Annotated in this window: 15 protein-coding genes; 4 read left to right on the top strand and 11 right to left on the bottom strand. The window is 55.5% G+C overall.

The window, feature by feature from the left end:
* The first annotated feature begins 488 nt into the window (after positions 1-488).
* The 3 genes from ACR6JA_RS02980 to ACR6JA_RS02970 all read left to right on the top strand — a co-directional run bounded on the left by ACR6JA_RS02980 (position 489) and on the right by ACR6JA_RS02970 (position 3,092).
* On the top strand, positions 489-1,511 hold the full coding sequence (locus ACR6JA_RS02980) for a methionine ABC transporter ATP-binding protein (RefSeq protein WP_494493550.1): 1,023 nt from the start codon (positions 489-491) through the stop codon (positions 1,509-1,511).
* On the top strand, positions 1,504-2,172 hold the full coding sequence (locus tag ACR6JA_RS02975) for a methionine ABC transporter permease (RefSeq protein ID WP_039292753.1): 669 nt from the start codon (positions 1,504-1,506) through the stop codon (positions 2,170-2,172). The genes ACR6JA_RS02980 and ACR6JA_RS02975 overlap by 8 nt, the downstream gene beginning before the upstream one ends.
* A 104-nt stretch (positions 2,173-2,276) precedes the next feature.
* Positions 2,277-3,092: a MetQ/NlpA family ABC transporter substrate-binding protein gene (locus ACR6JA_RS02970; RefSeq protein ID WP_494493549.1), complete on the top strand. Its 816-nt coding sequence runs from the start codon at positions 2,277-2,279 to the stop codon at positions 3,090-3,092.
* 31 nt (positions 3,093-3,123) lie between these two features.
* Here ACR6JA_RS02970 and ACR6JA_RS02965 read toward each other — a convergent pair whose 3' ends face one another.
* Genes ACR6JA_RS02965 through ACR6JA_RS02955 form a run of 3 tightly spaced genes read right to left on the bottom strand, consistent with a single transcriptional unit; the run spans position 3,124 to position 6,254 of the window.
* Positions 3,124-3,552: a hypothetical protein gene (locus tag ACR6JA_RS02965; RefSeq protein ID WP_213715862.1), complete on the bottom strand. Its 429-nt coding sequence runs from the start codon at positions 3,550-3,552 to the stop codon at positions 3,124-3,126.
* A gap of 17 nt (positions 3,553-3,569) precedes the next feature.
* Positions 3,570-4,685, bottom strand: coding sequence for an alkene reductase (locus ACR6JA_RS02960; RefSeq protein ID WP_494493548.1), 1,116 nt, complete (start codon positions 4,683-4,685; stop codon positions 3,570-3,572).
* Between the two features lie 33 nt (positions 4,686-4,718).
* Positions 4,719-6,254, bottom strand: coding sequence for an MFS transporter (locus ACR6JA_RS02955; RefSeq protein ID WP_494493547.1), 1,536 nt, complete (start codon positions 6,252-6,254; stop codon positions 4,719-4,721).
* Between the two features lie 148 nt (positions 6,255-6,402).
* Between ACR6JA_RS02955 and ACR6JA_RS02950 the strand changes: the two genes are divergently transcribed.
* Positions 6,403-7,323, top strand: a complete 921-nt coding sequence (locus ACR6JA_RS02950; RefSeq protein WP_213715860.1) for a LysR family transcriptional regulator — start codon at positions 6,403-6,405, stop codon at positions 7,321-7,323.
* Positions 7,324-7,355: 32 nt separating this feature from the next.
* On the opposite strand, the gene ACR6JA_RS02945 is transcribed toward ACR6JA_RS02950, so the two are convergent.
* Genes ACR6JA_RS02945 through arnC form a run of 8 tightly spaced genes read right to left on the bottom strand, consistent with a single transcriptional unit; the run spans position 7,356 to position 14,474 of the window.
* Positions 7,356-7,598 carry a DUF2164 domain-containing protein gene (locus ACR6JA_RS02945; RefSeq protein ID WP_213715859.1) on the bottom strand — a complete coding sequence of 81 codons (243 nt, stop codon included), beginning with the start codon at positions 7,596-7,598 and terminating at the stop codon, positions 7,356-7,358.
* Positions 7,595-8,182 (bottom strand): flavin reductase family protein, encoded by a 588-nt coding sequence (locus tag ACR6JA_RS02940; RefSeq protein ID WP_494493546.1) that lies wholly within the window; start codon positions 8,180-8,182, stop codon positions 7,595-7,597. The genes ACR6JA_RS02945 and ACR6JA_RS02940 overlap by 4 nt, the downstream gene beginning before the upstream one ends.
* Before the next feature lie 55 nt (positions 8,183-8,237).
* Entirely contained in the window at positions 8,238-8,633 is a 396-nt protein-coding gene (gene arnF, locus ACR6JA_RS02935; RefSeq protein WP_494493545.1) for a 4-amino-4-deoxy-L-arabinose-phosphoundecaprenol flippase subunit ArnF, read from the bottom strand.
* The gene (gene arnE, locus ACR6JA_RS02930) at positions 8,633-8,956 is read right to left on the bottom strand and encodes a 4-amino-4-deoxy-L-arabinose-phosphoundecaprenol flippase subunit ArnE (RefSeq protein WP_213715856.1); all 324 of its coding nucleotides are present in this window, start codon (positions 8,954-8,956) and stop codon (positions 8,633-8,635) included. Before arnE ends, arnF begins: the two co-directional genes overlap by 1 nt.
* Complete coding sequence (gene arnT, locus ACR6JA_RS02925) at positions 8,953-10,614, bottom strand: lipid IV(A) 4-amino-4-deoxy-L-arabinosyltransferase (protein ID WP_494493544.1); 1,662 nt, start codon at positions 10,612-10,614, stop codon at positions 8,953-8,955. The genes arnE and arnT overlap by 4 nt, the downstream gene beginning before the upstream one ends.
* 4 nt (positions 10,615-10,618) lie before the next feature.
* Positions 10,619-11,515, bottom strand: a complete 897-nt coding sequence (gene arnD / locus ACR6JA_RS02920) for a 4-deoxy-4-formamido-L-arabinose-phosphoundecaprenol deformylase (RefSeq protein ID WP_494493543.1) — start codon at positions 11,513-11,515, stop codon at positions 10,619-10,621.
* A complete protein-coding gene (gene arnA / locus ACR6JA_RS02915; protein ID WP_213715853.1) occupies positions 11,512-13,494 on the bottom strand; it encodes a bifunctional UDP-4-amino-4-deoxy-L-arabinose formyltransferase/UDP-glucuronic acid oxidase ArnA in 1,983 nt (660 codons plus the stop codon). The genes arnD and arnA overlap by 4 nt, the downstream gene beginning before the upstream one ends.
* A complete protein-coding gene (gene arnC, locus ACR6JA_RS02910; protein ID WP_008460725.1) occupies positions 13,494-14,474 on the bottom strand; it encodes an undecaprenyl-phosphate 4-deoxy-4-formamido-L-arabinose transferase in 981 nt (326 codons plus the stop codon). Before arnC ends, arnA begins: the two co-directional genes overlap by 1 nt.

Raw genomic sequence — 14,474 nt, 5'->3', positions numbered from 1 at the left:
GCTCTCGAGGCGGGCAAGATACCTTAATAAGAATAGAATTTCCGGGGCATGGCGCAGATTTGTTAAATTTGGTACGAAAATAACAGCGAAAACGGCACCAAAGAGTACCAATATAAAACTAAAAAAACCAAGCAGGACAATTATCGACCAATAACATATCGTTAATAAAATCGATTAACAGTCCGTTCATTATTTATCACCCCATCCTCTGATGATTATTATTTAAACACACGCAATTAATCAATTTAATGATAAGCAATGCCATATTTTTGCTAAGGCGTATTAATCCCGACCAGGAAAGAACCATCATGTATTTATATTTCTTATGGCTATAAGTCATATTTTTATATTCTTCTGGGCAACGGTATTAGCAGGTAGTATCAGCCACATAAAAATGATTCAACGCCCATAGCACGGCATTCGTGCGCCAGTTGGCAGCATATCATGCTGTTGCGTTGCGGAAAATTTCAGCCGTTAAGGACCAGATAATGATCGTTCTCTCGGGCGTATCAAAAATATTTGCCAGCAGACATGGCGCCATTACCGCCGTAGATAATATTAATATCAACGTCAATAAAGGCCAAATTTACGGCATTATTGGCTACAGCGGCGCGGGTAAAAGCACATTAATAAGATTATTAAATGGGCTGGAGAAACCCACGTCAGGATCGATCATTGTCTCCGGGCAGGATATTGCCCAGGCCAGAGGCGAACAGCTCCGTCAGGCTCGTCTAAAAGTCAGCATGGTCTTTCAGCACTTTAATCTGCTGTGGTCCCGGACCGTTTCCGAGAATATTGCCTTTCCCCTGCAAATTGCCGGTGTTAATAAAAGCCAGATTCAGCAGCGCGTTAACGAGCTGATTAAGCTTGTGGGGCTGGAGGGGCGCGAAAATGCCTGGCCTGCTCAGCTAAGCGGCGGCCAAAAGCAGCGAGTCGGCATTGCCCGTGCGCTGGCCAATAACCCGGATGTTTTACTGTGCGACGAAGCCACTTCGGCGCTGGATCCGCAAACGACCGACGCGATTCTCGATCTGCTGCTCGACATTAACCGCCAGCTCAACTTAACCATCGTGCTCATCACCCATGAGATGCATGTGGTGCGCAAAATTTGTCAGCGCGTGGCGGTGATGGAAAACGGCAGAATCGTTGAAGAAGGCCCGGTGCTGGATATTTTCACCCACCCGAAGCAACCCATCACGCAAACTTTTGTGCGTCAGATTGCGGGGCAAAATACGCCCAGAGAACCATTCAATCCGCTCTGGGTTCAGGGCATCGGCGGCAGCATTCTGAAGCTGATTTTCCCTGGCGGAGAAGCCCGGCAGCCGGTGATTGCCGATGTCATTCAGCATTTCAACGTCGCGCTGAATATCCTGCACGGCAACATTACCCAGACGGTAGACGGCGCGTTTGGCGAGCTGTACGTCCATATGGATGACGCCAGCCAGCTAGAAAATATTGTGCAATACCTGAATCAAAAGCGGGTAGAGACTGAGGTTATTCGACATGCTTGAGCAATACTTCCCGCATTTAAAACTCGACAAACTGTGGGCCGCCACGGGCGAAACGCTCTACATGACGGCCTGGTCGGGAGTCGCAACGTTCGTGTTTGGCATCGCCCTCGGCGTGCTGCTGTTTCTCACTTCTCGCGGTCAGCTGCTGCAGAATCGGCTGGTTTACTCGGTGGTGACCGTGCTGGTCAACGTCTTCCGTTCGATCCCGTTCATCATTCTGATCGTCCTGCTGATCCCGTTCACAAAAACGCTGGTTGGCACCATTCTCGGCACCAACGCCGCGCTGCCGGCGCTGATCGTCGGAGCGGCCCCCTTCTATGCCCGCCTGGTGGAAATTGCACTGCGCGAAGTCGATAAAGGCGTTATTGAAGCCACGCGTTCAATGGGGGCCAAAACCCACACGCTGATCTTCCGCGTGCTGCTGCCTGAATCCTCTCCGGCGCTGGTGTCCGGGATGACCGTCACTCTGATTGCGCTGGTGAGCTACAGCGCCATGGCTGGGGTTATCGGTGCTGGCGGCTTAGGCAACCTCGCCTATCTGGAAGGGTTCCAGCGTAACCATAATGACGTCACGCTGGTGGCCACGGCCACTATTCTGGCCATCGTTTTTATTATTCAGTTTATCGGTGACCGCATCACCAACCTGCTCGATAAACGCTAAGAGCTTTCACAGCTTTCACACCTTTCGGGCGACAGAAGCAAACTCTGCCGCCTGGAATTCCACGGCAATGCACTTTTAATCACTAATCACGACTGGACGAAATAATGAAAAAACAGTTTATGATGTTAGCTCTGGCTTCTTTAACCGCGTTAAGCCTTCACGCCAACGCCGCTGAAAAACTGATTGTGGGCGCCTCCAACGTCCCGCACGCTGAAATTCTCGAGCAGGCGAAGCCGATTCTGGCGAAAGAAGGCATCGATCTTGAGATCAAAACCTTCCAGGACTATATCCTGCCGAATACGGCGCTGGCCGAGCATGAAATTGACGCCAACTACTTCCAGCATCAGCCCTATCTGGATTCGGTCCTACAGGATCATAAAGGCGATAAAAACTACGATTTCGTCAGCGCCGGAGCAATCCACGTGGAGCCGATCGGCATCTATTCGAAGAAGTATAAAAGCCTGAAGGATCTGCCGCAGAACGGCAAAATCATTCTGCGTGACTCGGTGGCCGAAGAAGGCCGTATTCTGGCTATCTTCCAGCGCGAAGGCGTGATCACCCTGAAACCTGGCGTGAAGCCGGTTAACGCGCGCATCAGCGACATTGCCAGCAACCCGAAAAACCTGCAGTTCAAAGCGGATATTGAAGCCGCCCTGCTGCCGCAGATGTACGCCAACAACGAAGGCGATGCGGTAGTGATCAACGCCAACTACGCGCTGGATGCGGGCCTGAACCCGATTAAAGATCCGATTGCCGTCGAAAGCACCGAAGGCAACCCGTATGCCAACATCATCACCGTGCACCGCGCCGACGTGAATAAACATGACATCGTCGAGCTGGTGAAAGTCCTGCACTCTAAGCAAATTCAGGACTGGATCAACGAGAAGTACCACGGCGCGGTTGTGCCGGTTAGCCAGTAATACGAAAAAGGGGCGCAATGCGCCCCTCTTCTTACCCGCGAGTTAACGCCGCGTACTCCTCCGGGCTGAGGTAAAGTTCGCGATACCTGTCATCAACCTGCTGCCACATCCGCTGGGAAAAATAGAGCGCCGCAGGCAGCGGGTGGTGATGAATCATCAGCGAATCAGCCTGCCCTTGCTCATTGATATGCACCCACACTGCACACTCCACGGCCACGCCGTCCACGCTTGCGCGATAAGACTCCATAAAGAACCGTTCGTTGACATAATCCCGGTAAGTAAAGCGCTGGAAGTCATACAGCGGAATGGCAGCTTTGAGGATCGCCAGAATCGCCGCTTTACCCTGAACTGGCGCTTTCAGCACCACACCTTGCAGGCTCGCCTCATCAGCAAGTATTGCCAGCCAGGGTGGTGGCCCCTGTACATCAAGAATGGGGGATGTGGTGTCGTTAAATAACATAGAACTCTCCTGAAAGGTCAGTGACGTGGCAAAGTCGGGTAGTCGGTATAACCGCGGGCATCCCCGGCGTAAAACGTTGAACGGTCATAGGCGTTTAAAGGCGCATTTACGGACAGCCGATACGGCAGATCGGGATTAGCAATAAATGCTCGCCCGAAGGCCACGGCATCCGCATTTCCCGCGGCAATAAGCGCATTCGCTGATTCGCGGGTAAAACCGCCTGAGGCAATAATAGCGCCGTCAAAACAGGGCCGTAGCAATGCGGCAACAGAGGCTGGTTGCGTCATATCCTGCTCTTCATTTAGCCCGGTGTTGGCTCGCGGCTCGACCAAATGCAGATAGCCAATCTGCTGTTCTGAAAGCCAGGTGGCAATGTCCGTAAACAGCGCCAGCGGATAACTGTCGCCTATGTCTCCCAGCTTGCCGAATGGGGAAAGCCTGACACCGATTTCTCCGGCGGAGTAAACCTCACGCAGCGCTGCAAGCGCTTCACGCATGAAACGCATTCGGTTTACTATGCTGCCGCCATATTCGTCCGTGCGCTGGTTCGTTTTGTCCTGCAAAAACTGATCAATGAGAAAACCGTTCGCCGCGTGCAACTCCACGCCGTCGAAACCCGCAGCCTTCGCTCGCCGCGCCGCCTCGCGATACTCCTCAATCACCGCAGGAATGGCCGAGAGTTCAAGGGCTGTCGGTATGGCAAACGGCTGAGGTGTAAAGTTAGCATCCAGAGCTTCACCCGCAGGGCGAATAGCCGAGGGAGCAATCGACGGGGTTTCAGGGTGGTGACTCTGATGAGAAATGCGCCCCGTATGCCAAAGCTGGAGATAAATAGCGCCGCCCTTTTTATGCACGGCCTCAACAACCTGCTTCCAGCCTGCCTGCTGACTATCGCTATAGATGCCTGGCGTTTGTGGAAAGCCTTTCCCCTGCAGCGAAATATTCGTCGCCTCGGTAATAATCAGGCCGCCTTCGCTGGCACGCTGGCCGTAGTATTCGGTGTTAAGCGCGTCAGGTGCGCCTTCTGGCCCGGATACACGCATTCTGGTTAGCGGCGCCATCACTACCCGATGTTGTAAACTGAGCCTGCCTGCCCGCAGCGGGCTGAACAGATCTTTGACATGTGTGGTCATCGTTGCATTCTCACTCTTGACTTAAAATGGCGATCAATTCGCCGTCGCTTGTGACCGGGTTTCATCCCCGGTTTGTCCTTTGTCCAGAAATAAAAACACCACCAGTGCGACCAGCAACGTGATGCTCATCAACAGCAGCAACAGGTTGCTGAACGCCGCATCGTAGCTGGCGGCAATCGTCTTATAGGTCACGCCCTGCAGCGAGGTGGTTGCGGTCGCGACATCGCCAGTAACAACGCTTTGCGCGACCTGGGCCAGCCGCTGAGGGCTGCCGGACACCGCCTGGTGCAGGTTATTTGCCATCAGTGAAGAGAGCAGCGCGCTCACAATTGCCATTGCAATCCCTTCCCCAGCCACCCGCGTGGTACTGAAAATACCCGTTGCCATACCCGCCCTTTCGCGGGGCACCACGCTCACCGCCAGGCCATCCATCAATCCCCAGGGCAGGCTTATCCCACAGCCGATCGTCCACATCGGCAAGGCAAACTGCCACGCCGATGCCCCGCCCGGAATGCGGCTGAGCCACAATAATCCGGCCGCACAGATCAGCAACCCAACCCCGCACAGGAGGGATGCAGAGAACCAGCGGGTCAGGGAACCGGCAATAATCGGCAGGAACAACAGCGGCGCAGAGAGCGCAATCATTAACCGTCCGGCCTCAAGCACCGGCATCCCTTCCACGCCAACAAAGCGCAGCGGTAAGAGCAGAAGCAGAACAACAAAGGAATAGGCCGGGGCAGCAGCGAGGAGCTGAACGCCAACAAACCGGGGAAACTTGAATAAAGTCAGGTCGAGCATCGGCTGCTGAACGCGCAGTTCAATGCGAATAAATACCAGCAGTGAAATCGTGGCCACCGCAAACAGTGCCAGGTTAAAGGCATCCCCCCAACCAACTTCCGGTACGCGCAGGACGGCATAAGTGAAAACACCCAGCGTCCACGTAAACACCACGGCTCCAGCCCAGTCGATACCGTTTGCCGCTGGATTGCGGGATTCGGGCATATAGCGACAGGACAGAAAACAGGCAATACCTGCCACCAGCGTCAGTAGAATAAAGACAATTGACCAGTTGAAGAGATCGATCATTACCGCCGCTGCCACGGGGCCAAAAGCCAGGCCAATACCGAAACTGCAGCCGACGAAGCTGAAAGCACGCATCCTGGCGGTCCCGTCAAAAACCTGCGCCAGTGCCGACATCCCGCCGGAAAACGCGATAGCGGCGGCAATGCCTTGCGCCCCACGCAGCAGGTCGAAAACAAACAAGTTTGGCGCGGCAAGCAGCGCAGCTGATAGTAATGCAAAGGCCGCTATCCCCCCGGCAAACATGCGTTTACGCCCGTAGCTGTCGGCAAGTGTGCCCGCCAGCATCAGGCAACTGCCAAAGGTCAACATAAATGCATTAGCCACCCAGTTAACGGCCATGCTCGAGCCGTGGAAGCTTTGCCCGATAGCAGGTAAGGCCACGGCAGCGGCGGTAAAATTAAAAGGCATAGTGATCGAGGCAAGACACACGGCGACCAGCGTCAGGAGCTGTTCTTGCGACGGGTGAGAACGGGTAACGGGCATCATTCATATCCTTAGCGGAAAGTCACAATCTAAAAACAGGGCCTGCAGTAAGCAGGTGGGATACCGTGCAGAGTAGCGGGTGTTTTTCAGTGACAAAAATGATAAAACGTCCGAACATTACGGAATAAAACGCTCGAATAGAGGTATCACTATGGATCGCCTGTCCAGCCTGACCTATTTTGTTCGCACCGCAGAGTTGGGCAGTTTTGTCCGCGCCGGACAAGCTCTGGGGCTTTCCGCTTCGGCGGTGGGAAAAGGGATTACGAGGCTTGAAGAACAGCTTGGCGTGCGGCTTTTTCACCGCACCACCCGCAGCCTGCAAATGACGTCCGAAGGCCGGGTTTACTTTGAACGCTGCCGGCGCATTCTGCAGGATTTGGATGAGGCAGATGCCCTGCTCTCCCATGCCAGTGAAACGCCTAGAGGCCGCCTGCGAGTTAGCCTGCCCGCCGCCAGCCATATCCTGTTTGAAGCTGCCATTATCGCTTTCGTTCGCCGTTATCCGGACATCGATCTCGATCTGGATTTCAGCGACAGGCTGGTGAACTTGATTGACGAGGACGTGGATATTGCTATCCGAACCGGCGAACTCCCGGATTCTCGCTTGATGCGTCGCACGCTGCCCTCATTGCAGCTTATTCTCTGCGCTTCTCCGGCCTATCTTGCCCGGCATGGCGTGCCACAATCGCCCCGGGAACTAGAGGGGCATTGCGGAATTCGTTTCCGCTATGTGAACACCGGCAAGCTGCAGGCCTGGCCGCTGCGTGACTTATCTGAACTGGCGGACGTTCGCACTCGCACCGTGTTCAGTTCGAACAACATGGAGATGGTACGCAGCGCGATTATTAATGGCCTGGGTGTCGGGGCCGTACCTGATTTTATGATTGAACCCCAGTTGGCGAGCGGTATTGTGCACCCGCTGCTGGGTGAGTATTTGAAGGCGCCAGGGCAATTCCAGATGGTCTGGACTTCGGGGAAACAGCTTTCGTCGAAGATCCGCGTTTTTGTCGACTTTATCAGCGATTTTATTCTGGCACAGCGGCAAAATAGCCTTACAGAAAACGGCAGGTAGAGGAAAACGCGCCTCGCCTGCCTCTGATAAAACTAATCGACGATTTTTTCCAGATCCAGCAACTCTTCCAGCGTCAGCATGTTGCTTTGGGCTATCGCCAGCGCATCGTCCAGTCCTTTATTGTAGAGCGCGGGTGCCATTTTTTTCACCAGCTCATCAAGGAAGAATTCGGCTTCAAACTGCCCTATTTGCAGGTCGTGTTTGTCGTCCAGCCAGTCGCTGATAAAGTCGCTCAGCTTGCGGTAGTCTTCGGCGGGTAATTCAATCTTCTTCATGACGCCTCCACTCCCGGCACCACCAGTGATTCGCCGATGGCGTAGTACTGGCCGCCGGCAATATAGTGCAGGCTGCGGTATTCCGGCGGGGAGGTTTCAAACGACCAGTGACCGTTCTGGAACACGCGGTCGTCGGCCCAGGCACCGATAATTTCGCCGATAAACAGGTCGTGGGCCTGATGGTTATGCGGTTCGGGGATAAGCTTACAGACCATCCAGGCCGTGCAGCCCGCTACCAGCGGTACGCTGTGGCCAGGGACGCGGAACAGCTCCACGCCGGATTGCTCGAGCTTGTCGGGCATCTCTTTCAGGCTGTGGGTACCCAGAAAATGGGTCATTTTGAGCTGGGCGGCACAGGGCACCTGAATCACAAAGGTGCCGCTGTTTTCGATAAGCGTGCGGGTGGCGGTCATTTTATCCAGCACCACCATCAGCTTGGATGGGGTAAAATCCAGCGCACAGGCCCAGGCGGCGGTCATCACGTCGTCCACGCCATTGTGGTGGGCAGACACCAGCACGGTTGGGCCGTGGTTGATCAGGCGATAAGACTTTTCTAACGGCACTTCAATGATATGTGGGTTCATAGTTCGCATCCAGTTTTCATCAGGTTGCCGTCAGTTTGCCTGAACAACTAGCGCATTACTTTTCCTTTTTGTGGCGTAGCTGATGAGGCAGGCAAATCAGCACCAGGCCGACGAAAATCGCCGCCACGCCGAGAAGTTTGCCCGGACTGTACGCTTCGTTAAGCCACGGCAGATTAATAGCCGCGAACCACACCAGCACATAGCTCAGGCTTAAAAGCGGATACGCTTTACTGAGCGGAATGCGTTTCAACGCCATATACCAGCAGCCCATGGAAAACGCGTAGGCCGCGAGCCCGCCGATCAGCGCCAGCAGCCCGTAACCGCCGAACAACACGGCCTGAATAAACTCAAGGCTCGCTGCGGCGGGAGGGAACTGAATCATCGCCCATTTCATGCTGAGCTGCGCCCCGCTGACCAGCAGCACGCTCATTAACGCCCAGATATAGCCCATCAGGCGTGCCCTCCCAGCGCGATAATCCCCAGAATAATCAGCATCACGCCCAGCCAGTGGTGCGCCGAAATTTTCTCTTTCCAGATCCAGCGCGCGGCAAGGGTGACAAAAATAAAGTTCAGGCTCAGCATGGGGTAAGCGATGCTCACCTCGACGTGCTGGAGCACCAGCAGCCAGACGAGCATCCCCAGCCCTAATAAGAGAACGCTCAGCCCAAGCCACAGCATCAGGTGGCGGCGCCCCGCCCCCTGAGCCGCCTGCTTCTGGCACAGCTGCCCGCCGCAGCTAAACAAACTGGCCAGAATAATCAGCGCAATATTCATGGTTGCGCGTCGTACTCAAACAGCACAAAGCGCCCGCTGTTGGCCCGGTGATCCGGCTCCGGCAGCTTCAGGTCATTGAGATCGGTGTTATTCGACACCAGCAACATCAGCGACACTTTGCCCTGCTTGCGGTGTTCCGCCAGCCAGGATGCGAACTCATCACCGTAAACAAAGCGATTAGATACATCCGGATAATCAAGGCCGTAGCGCAGCTCGCCCGCCTGATTATAAAGATTGATATCGCTCCGCTTCAGCTCCCACGCCACTCCGGCGGCAATGCCGACGTTGTTGGTGAAGATGTAGCGACTGTCTTCCAGCTGCGGGCGCATCTCATGGATAAACGCCTGCGGCTGCTTGGAATTTTCCACTTTCGATGGAATCACCACGCCCACCAGCAGCGCCAGACCCAGCGGGCACAGCGCCGCCCAGTACCAGCGTTTCGCGGTCTGGCTCAGGGTCAAAAGACCGAACAGCCCCCAGACTGCAAAGGCCACGCACGCCAGTACAACTTTCAGCGTTTCATTGGCGGCATACACCGGATGTCTGGCCAGACCCCACGGTGCCAGGAAGAATGCCACCGCGATCACGCAGGCCGCCCCAAACAGCAGGTTAATCCAGCCGTTGACGCGTAAAATAGCGGAACCGCTTTTCGCCAGCTCAACGGCATGACGCGCCATCAGGATCGCCAGCGGTGCAAAGCACGGCAGAATGTAGGTCGGCAGTTTGCCTTTGGCGATGCTAAAGAACAGCAACGGCATCACAACCCAGCCCAGCAGGTAGAACGCGCCGCCCTGCTCGCCTCGGCTTTTCCAGCCGCTTTTCAGCGCGCCCGGCAGCAGAGCAAGCCATGGCAGAGAGCCTGCAATCAGGAACGGAATGTAGTACCAGAACGGGGCTTTATGCTGCGCGTCTTTCTCAGCGAAGCGCTGAATGTGCTCCACCCAGAAGAAGTAGTGCCAGAAGTCAGGCTCGGCTTTGGCGATCGCAACCGCCCACGGCAGCGTAATTAGCACGGCGCTCAGCACCGCCAGCGGCCCGAACAACAACACCTCTTTCCAGCGTTTCTGTGCAATCACCCACGGCAGAACGCCAATCACCGGCACCGCAAGCGCCAGGAACCCTTTGGTCATCACGCCCATGCCGCAGGCCAGGCCCAGCAGCACGTAACCACCCATCTTGCCGCCGGTGGTTTGTGCGGTACTGGCCAGCCAGAAGCTGCACATCGCCGCCGTCAGCCACAGGGTGATCATCGGGTCGAGCACGGAATAAGTGCCGATGCCGTAGACCAGCAGGCAGGTGAGGAAAATAACCCCGGCCAGCACCGCGACCGTTTTATCGCGCCACAGGCGGAACGCCAGCCAGTAGGTCAGCAGCGCGCTCAGGGTCACCGAAAACACGGAACCAAAACGCACGGCAAAATTGTTATGACCGAAGATGAACTGGCTGATATTGTTGATCCAGTACCCCGCTACCGGCTTTTCGAAATAGCGCAGATCAAGGAAATGAGGAACGATCCAGTTGCCAGACAGCAGCATTTCACGGCTGATTTCCGCATAGCGCGTCTCATCCGGCTGCCACAGGTGACGAAACTCCAGGGGGACAAGGTAAAGCAAGGCAAAACAGACCAGAAGGGTCATTCCATATTTTGCAGATTTCATCGGTTCACGACTCTATAAGTTGTTGGCAACCCAGCCAGCCTTCGCGGCCTGGAATTGTCCCGCGCACAATTTTGCCTCTCGGCAGCGTGGATAAATCGTCCGGCAGAAGTTCGCTAAGCGGGCAGAACTGAACCCCCTCGGCGGCAGCCATCGCCAGCAATTCACTAAAGGAATCTCGCATCACCATCCCTTCGACTTCGGCATGAATGGTGTAAACCGGTGTGCCGCTGTCCTGGTGAATTTTATCAAGGATAAAGCGGTTAAAGTTCTCTTTACTGACTTCGGTACCAATCACCTCGTCCCACGTTGGCAGCGTCACGGGAATTTGCACCGCAGCCTCGCTACCGTTAGACAGAACGGGGATAAACGGCGTCGTACCACGGCAGTCGCTGTTGTACTGGAACGGGAAAGCGGCTTTCGCTTTCACCACGCGCTGGTCAGCACGCCAGCCCGCCACGGCCGAGCAGCTTACGGGTTGCCCTACAATTTTCTGCAGCGCATCCAGCCCACGGCGAATTTGCTGTTCGAGCTTGTCCTGTTCCCAGACGCCCGCCCAGGCCTGCCAGGCATGGTGATCCCAGGCATGGAGGCCCACCTCATGGTGGTCCGCCGCCGCCGCAATAACCTCTGCGTTGCCTGCGCCAATCACGCGCCCCGGCCACGCGGTACCCGCCAGCAGAATGTCCCAGCCATACAGCGATGCTGCGTTGGAGCGCAGCATCTTCCACAGGAATTTAGGCTTGATCAGGCGCCACAAGTGGCGCCCCATGTTGTCTGGCCCAACGCTGAAGAAAAAGGTTGCCTGAGTCGAGTGTAAACTTAGCGTCTCCAGAAGGTTTGGCACCCCTTCACGGGTGCCTCGCCAGGTGTCGACATCAATACGCAGGCCGACTTTTCTCATGAAGCAGGGTCCGTAAGCTCAACGGTTTTCAGGAAGAAGTCCAGCGTCTCGTCGATGGTTTTCTCCATGTGCACTTCAGGCGTCCAGTCCAACAGGCGCTGGGCGTTGCGAATGCTTGGCTTACGGTGCTCAACGTCCTGATAACCTTTGCCGTAGTACGCGCTGCTTTCCACTTCGCGGAAACCGGCGAACGGTGGGAACTGACTACGCAGCGGATGACGCTCGAAGCTTTCCAGCAGCATTTCTGCCAGCTGTTTGATGCTCGCTTCGTTGTCCGGGTTACCGATGTTGATGATCTGGCCGTCGCAGTTATTGTTTTTGTTTTCAATAATGCGGAACAGCGCTTCGATGCCGTCGCCGATGTCGGTGAAGCAGCGCTTCTGCTTGCCGCCGTCGATAAGCTTGATCGGGGAACCTTCTACCAGGTTCAGGATCAGCTGGGTAATGGCACGGGAGCTACCGATACGCGCGGCGTTCAGGTTGTCCAGACGCGGGCCCATCCAGTTAAACGGACGGAACAGCGTGAAGCGCAGCCCTTCTTTTTCGCCGTATGCCCAGATAACACGGTCAAGCAGCTGTTTGGACACGGAGTAGATCCAGCGCTGTTTGTTGATTGGCCCAACGATCAGCGGGGAGTTATCTTCGTCAAACGACTTGTCGGTGCACATGCCGTACACTTCGGAGGTGGACGGGAAGATAATGCGTTTTTTGTATTTCACGCAGTCGCGGATGATCTTCAGGTTCTCTTCGAAGTCGAGTTCAAACACGCGCAGCGGGTTACGGGTATATTCGATTGGCGTCGCGATGGCTACCAGCGGCAGAACAACGTCACACTTCTTAATGTGGTATTCGATCCACTCGGAGTGAATGCTGATGTCACCTTCCACAAAGTGGAAACGCTCGTTGCCGATGAAGCGAGAAATCGCGTCGGAACCGATGTCCAGGCCGAAAATTTCGAAGTTGTCATCACGAAGCAGACGTTCGGTCAGGTGGTTACCGATAAAGCCGTTCACGCCCAGAATCAGTACGCGGGTACGACGTTTGATAGCGGAAACGGGTTTGCTGCTCAGAATCGCGCCGCTGACCAGGCCCAGAGACTGTGCCAGCTGGGAACCTTGCATGTACACGCCGTTTTCAGCCTGGCCGGTCACTACTTCCAGAGCACCGGTGCCGCAGGCAATAACCAGCGGGTTAACGGAGATAACTGTCCCGGCTTTCGCGCCATTGTTGCTTTCCAGCACGCGGCTTTTCCAGATGATGAATTTGCCACCGCCCACGTAGCTGAACGCGCCTGGCCACGGTTCGGTCACCGCACGCACCAGGTTGTTAGCTTCTGCTGCAGAGCCTTCCCAGCTGATCGCGCCATCTTTTGGCGAACGGCCGCCGAAATAGGTTGCTTTGGATTCGTCCTGAGCGGTCTGCGGGAAGTGACCGGTTTTGATCACCGGCAGGCTTTTCGCCAGCAGGGATTTCGCGGTTTCGCACAGTTTGTGGTGCAGGGTCAGGGCAGTATCTTCTGAGGCAATCGCCACGCGTTCCTGAGCAACGATGTCGCCCGCGTCCGCACGTTTCACCATGCGATGCAGGGTAACGCCAGTTTCGGTTTCACCTTTCACCAGCACCCAGTTCAGCGGCGCACGGCCACGGAATTTAGGCAGCAGGGAGCCGTGGAGGTTAAATGCACCGACGGAAGCGCAGTCCAGAATCTCTTCGCTCAGCAGATTGCGGTAGTAGAAGGAGAAAATCACTTCAGGCTGCGCGTCTTTAATGCGGTCGACCCACAGCGGGTGGTTCACATCTTCAGGAGCAAAAACCGGGATGCCGAATTCTGCCGCCGTGCGGGCCACAGAACCGAAGAAGTTATTCTCAGCGGCGTTATCCGGGTGAGTATAAATTGCTGCAATGTCATAGCCTGCTTCAACCAGGGCACGAACACCCACACAGCCCATATCGTGATAGGCGAAAACAACTGCTTTCATTATTGATTTTCCTCTGAAGATAAAGCGGTTTCACTGCTAACTACGCGTTGAATAAAGTAACGAGGGCGAGCACGCACGTCGTTATAGATACGGCCAATGTACTCACCCAGCAGCCCCATTCCGATGAACTGGGCGCCAATAAAGGTGAACAGAACGGCGAAGAGCATAAACACCCCGTCCGCCGCCCACTGCGGGCCAAGTGCAAGACGTAACACCACCAGCAGTACCGCGAGGGCAAAACCGGACAGTGCGATAATGCTGCCGACGACGCTGAGTAAACGCAGCGGCGTCGTGGTCAGGCAGGTGATCAGGTCATACATCAGGTTGATCAGGCGCATGAAGCTGTACTTCGAGTCGCCAAACTGACGCTCGTCGTGGTGCACCGGGATTTCGATGGCGCGACGGGCAAAAGTGTTGGCCAGAATCGGGATAAAGGTACTGCGTTCGTGGCAGTGCAGCATCGCGTCGATGATATGGCGGCGGTAGGCGCGCAGCATACAGCCGTAGTCGCCCATCGCTTTACCGGTGGTGCGCTGGATCAGGTGGTTGATCATTTTTGACGCACGCTTGCGGAACCAGCTGTCCTGGCGGTTCTGGCGCACGGTGCCCACCACGTCATAGCCTTCGTCGGCTTTCTCAACCAGGCGAGGGATCTCTTCCGGCGGGTTCTGCAGGTCAGCATCCAGGGTGACGATAAGATCGCCGGTGACGTGGCTAAAGCCCGCCATAATGGCCGAGTGCTGGCCATAGTTACGGTTCAGCAGCACCGCGACGATGTGGCTGTCCGGGGCTTCTGCCGCGCGGGTCAGCATAGCGGCAGAGTCATCGCTGCTGCCATCATCAATAAGGAGAATTTCGTAATCACGGTTCAGCTTTTGACAAGCTTCAGTGGTACGACGCAGCAGTTCAGGCAGGCTGTCCTGTTCGTTGTACACCGGGATCACAACGGAAACTTTCTTGATCGGTTCCGGGGTCGTCAT

It is taken from the genome of Cedecea sp. B1(4) (assembly GCF_059414925.1).
This window is presented reverse-complemented; position numbering and strand designations above follow the sequence as displayed.

Bases quoted from the DNA above. Each gene is read 5' to 3' on its own strand.
- ACR6JA_RS02980 (WP_494493550.1), top strand. From the start codon at position 489: ATGATCGTTCTCTCGGGCGTATCAAAAATATTTGCCAGCAGACATGGC.
- ACR6JA_RS02975 (WP_039292753.1), top strand. From the start codon at position 1,504: ATGCTTGAGCAATACTTCCCGCATTTAAAACTCGACAAACTGTGGGCC.
- ACR6JA_RS02970 (WP_494493549.1), top strand. From the start codon at position 2,277: ATGAAAAAACAGTTTATGATGTTAGCTCTGGCTTCTTTAACCGCGTTA.
- ACR6JA_RS02965 (WP_213715862.1), bottom strand. From the start codon at position 3,552: ATGTTATTTAACGACACCACATCCCCCATTCTTGATGTACAGGGGCCA.
- ACR6JA_RS02960 (WP_494493548.1), bottom strand. From the start codon at position 4,685: ATGACCACACATGTCAAAGATCTGTTCAGCCCGCTGCGGGCAGGCAGG.
- ACR6JA_RS02955 (WP_494493547.1), bottom strand. From the start codon at position 6,254: ATGATGCCCGTTACCCGTTCTCACCCGTCGCAAGAACAGCTCCTGACG.
- ACR6JA_RS02950 (WP_213715860.1), top strand. From the start codon at position 6,403: ATGGATCGCCTGTCCAGCCTGACCTATTTTGTTCGCACCGCAGAGTTG.
- ACR6JA_RS02945 (WP_213715859.1), bottom strand. From the start codon at position 7,598: ATGAAGAAGATTGAATTACCCGCCGAAGACTACCGCAAGCTGAGCGAC.
- ACR6JA_RS02940 (WP_494493546.1), bottom strand. From the start codon at position 8,182: ATGAACCCACATATCATTGAAGTGCCGTTAGAAAAGTCTTATCGCCTG.
- arnF (WP_494493545.1), bottom strand. From the start codon at position 8,633: ATGGGCTATATCTGGGCGTTAATGAGCGTGCTGCTGGTCAGCGGGGCG.
- arnE (WP_213715856.1), bottom strand. From the start codon at position 8,956: ATGAATATTGCGCTGATTATTCTGGCCAGTTTGTTTAGCTGCGGCGGG.
- arnT (WP_494493544.1), bottom strand. From the start codon at position 10,614: ATGAAATCTGCAAAATATGGAATGACCCTTCTGGTCTGTTTTGCCTTG.
- arnD (WP_494493543.1), bottom strand. From the start codon at position 11,515: ATGAGAAAAGTCGGCCTGCGTATTGATGTCGACACCTGGCGAGGCACC.
- arnA (WP_213715853.1), bottom strand. From the start codon at position 13,494: ATGAAAGCAGTTGTTTTCGCCTATCACGATATGGGCTGTGTGGGTGTT.
- arnC (WP_008460725.1), bottom strand. From the start codon at position 14,474: ATGACGACCCCGGAACCGATCAAGAAAGTTTCCGTTGTGATCCCGGTG.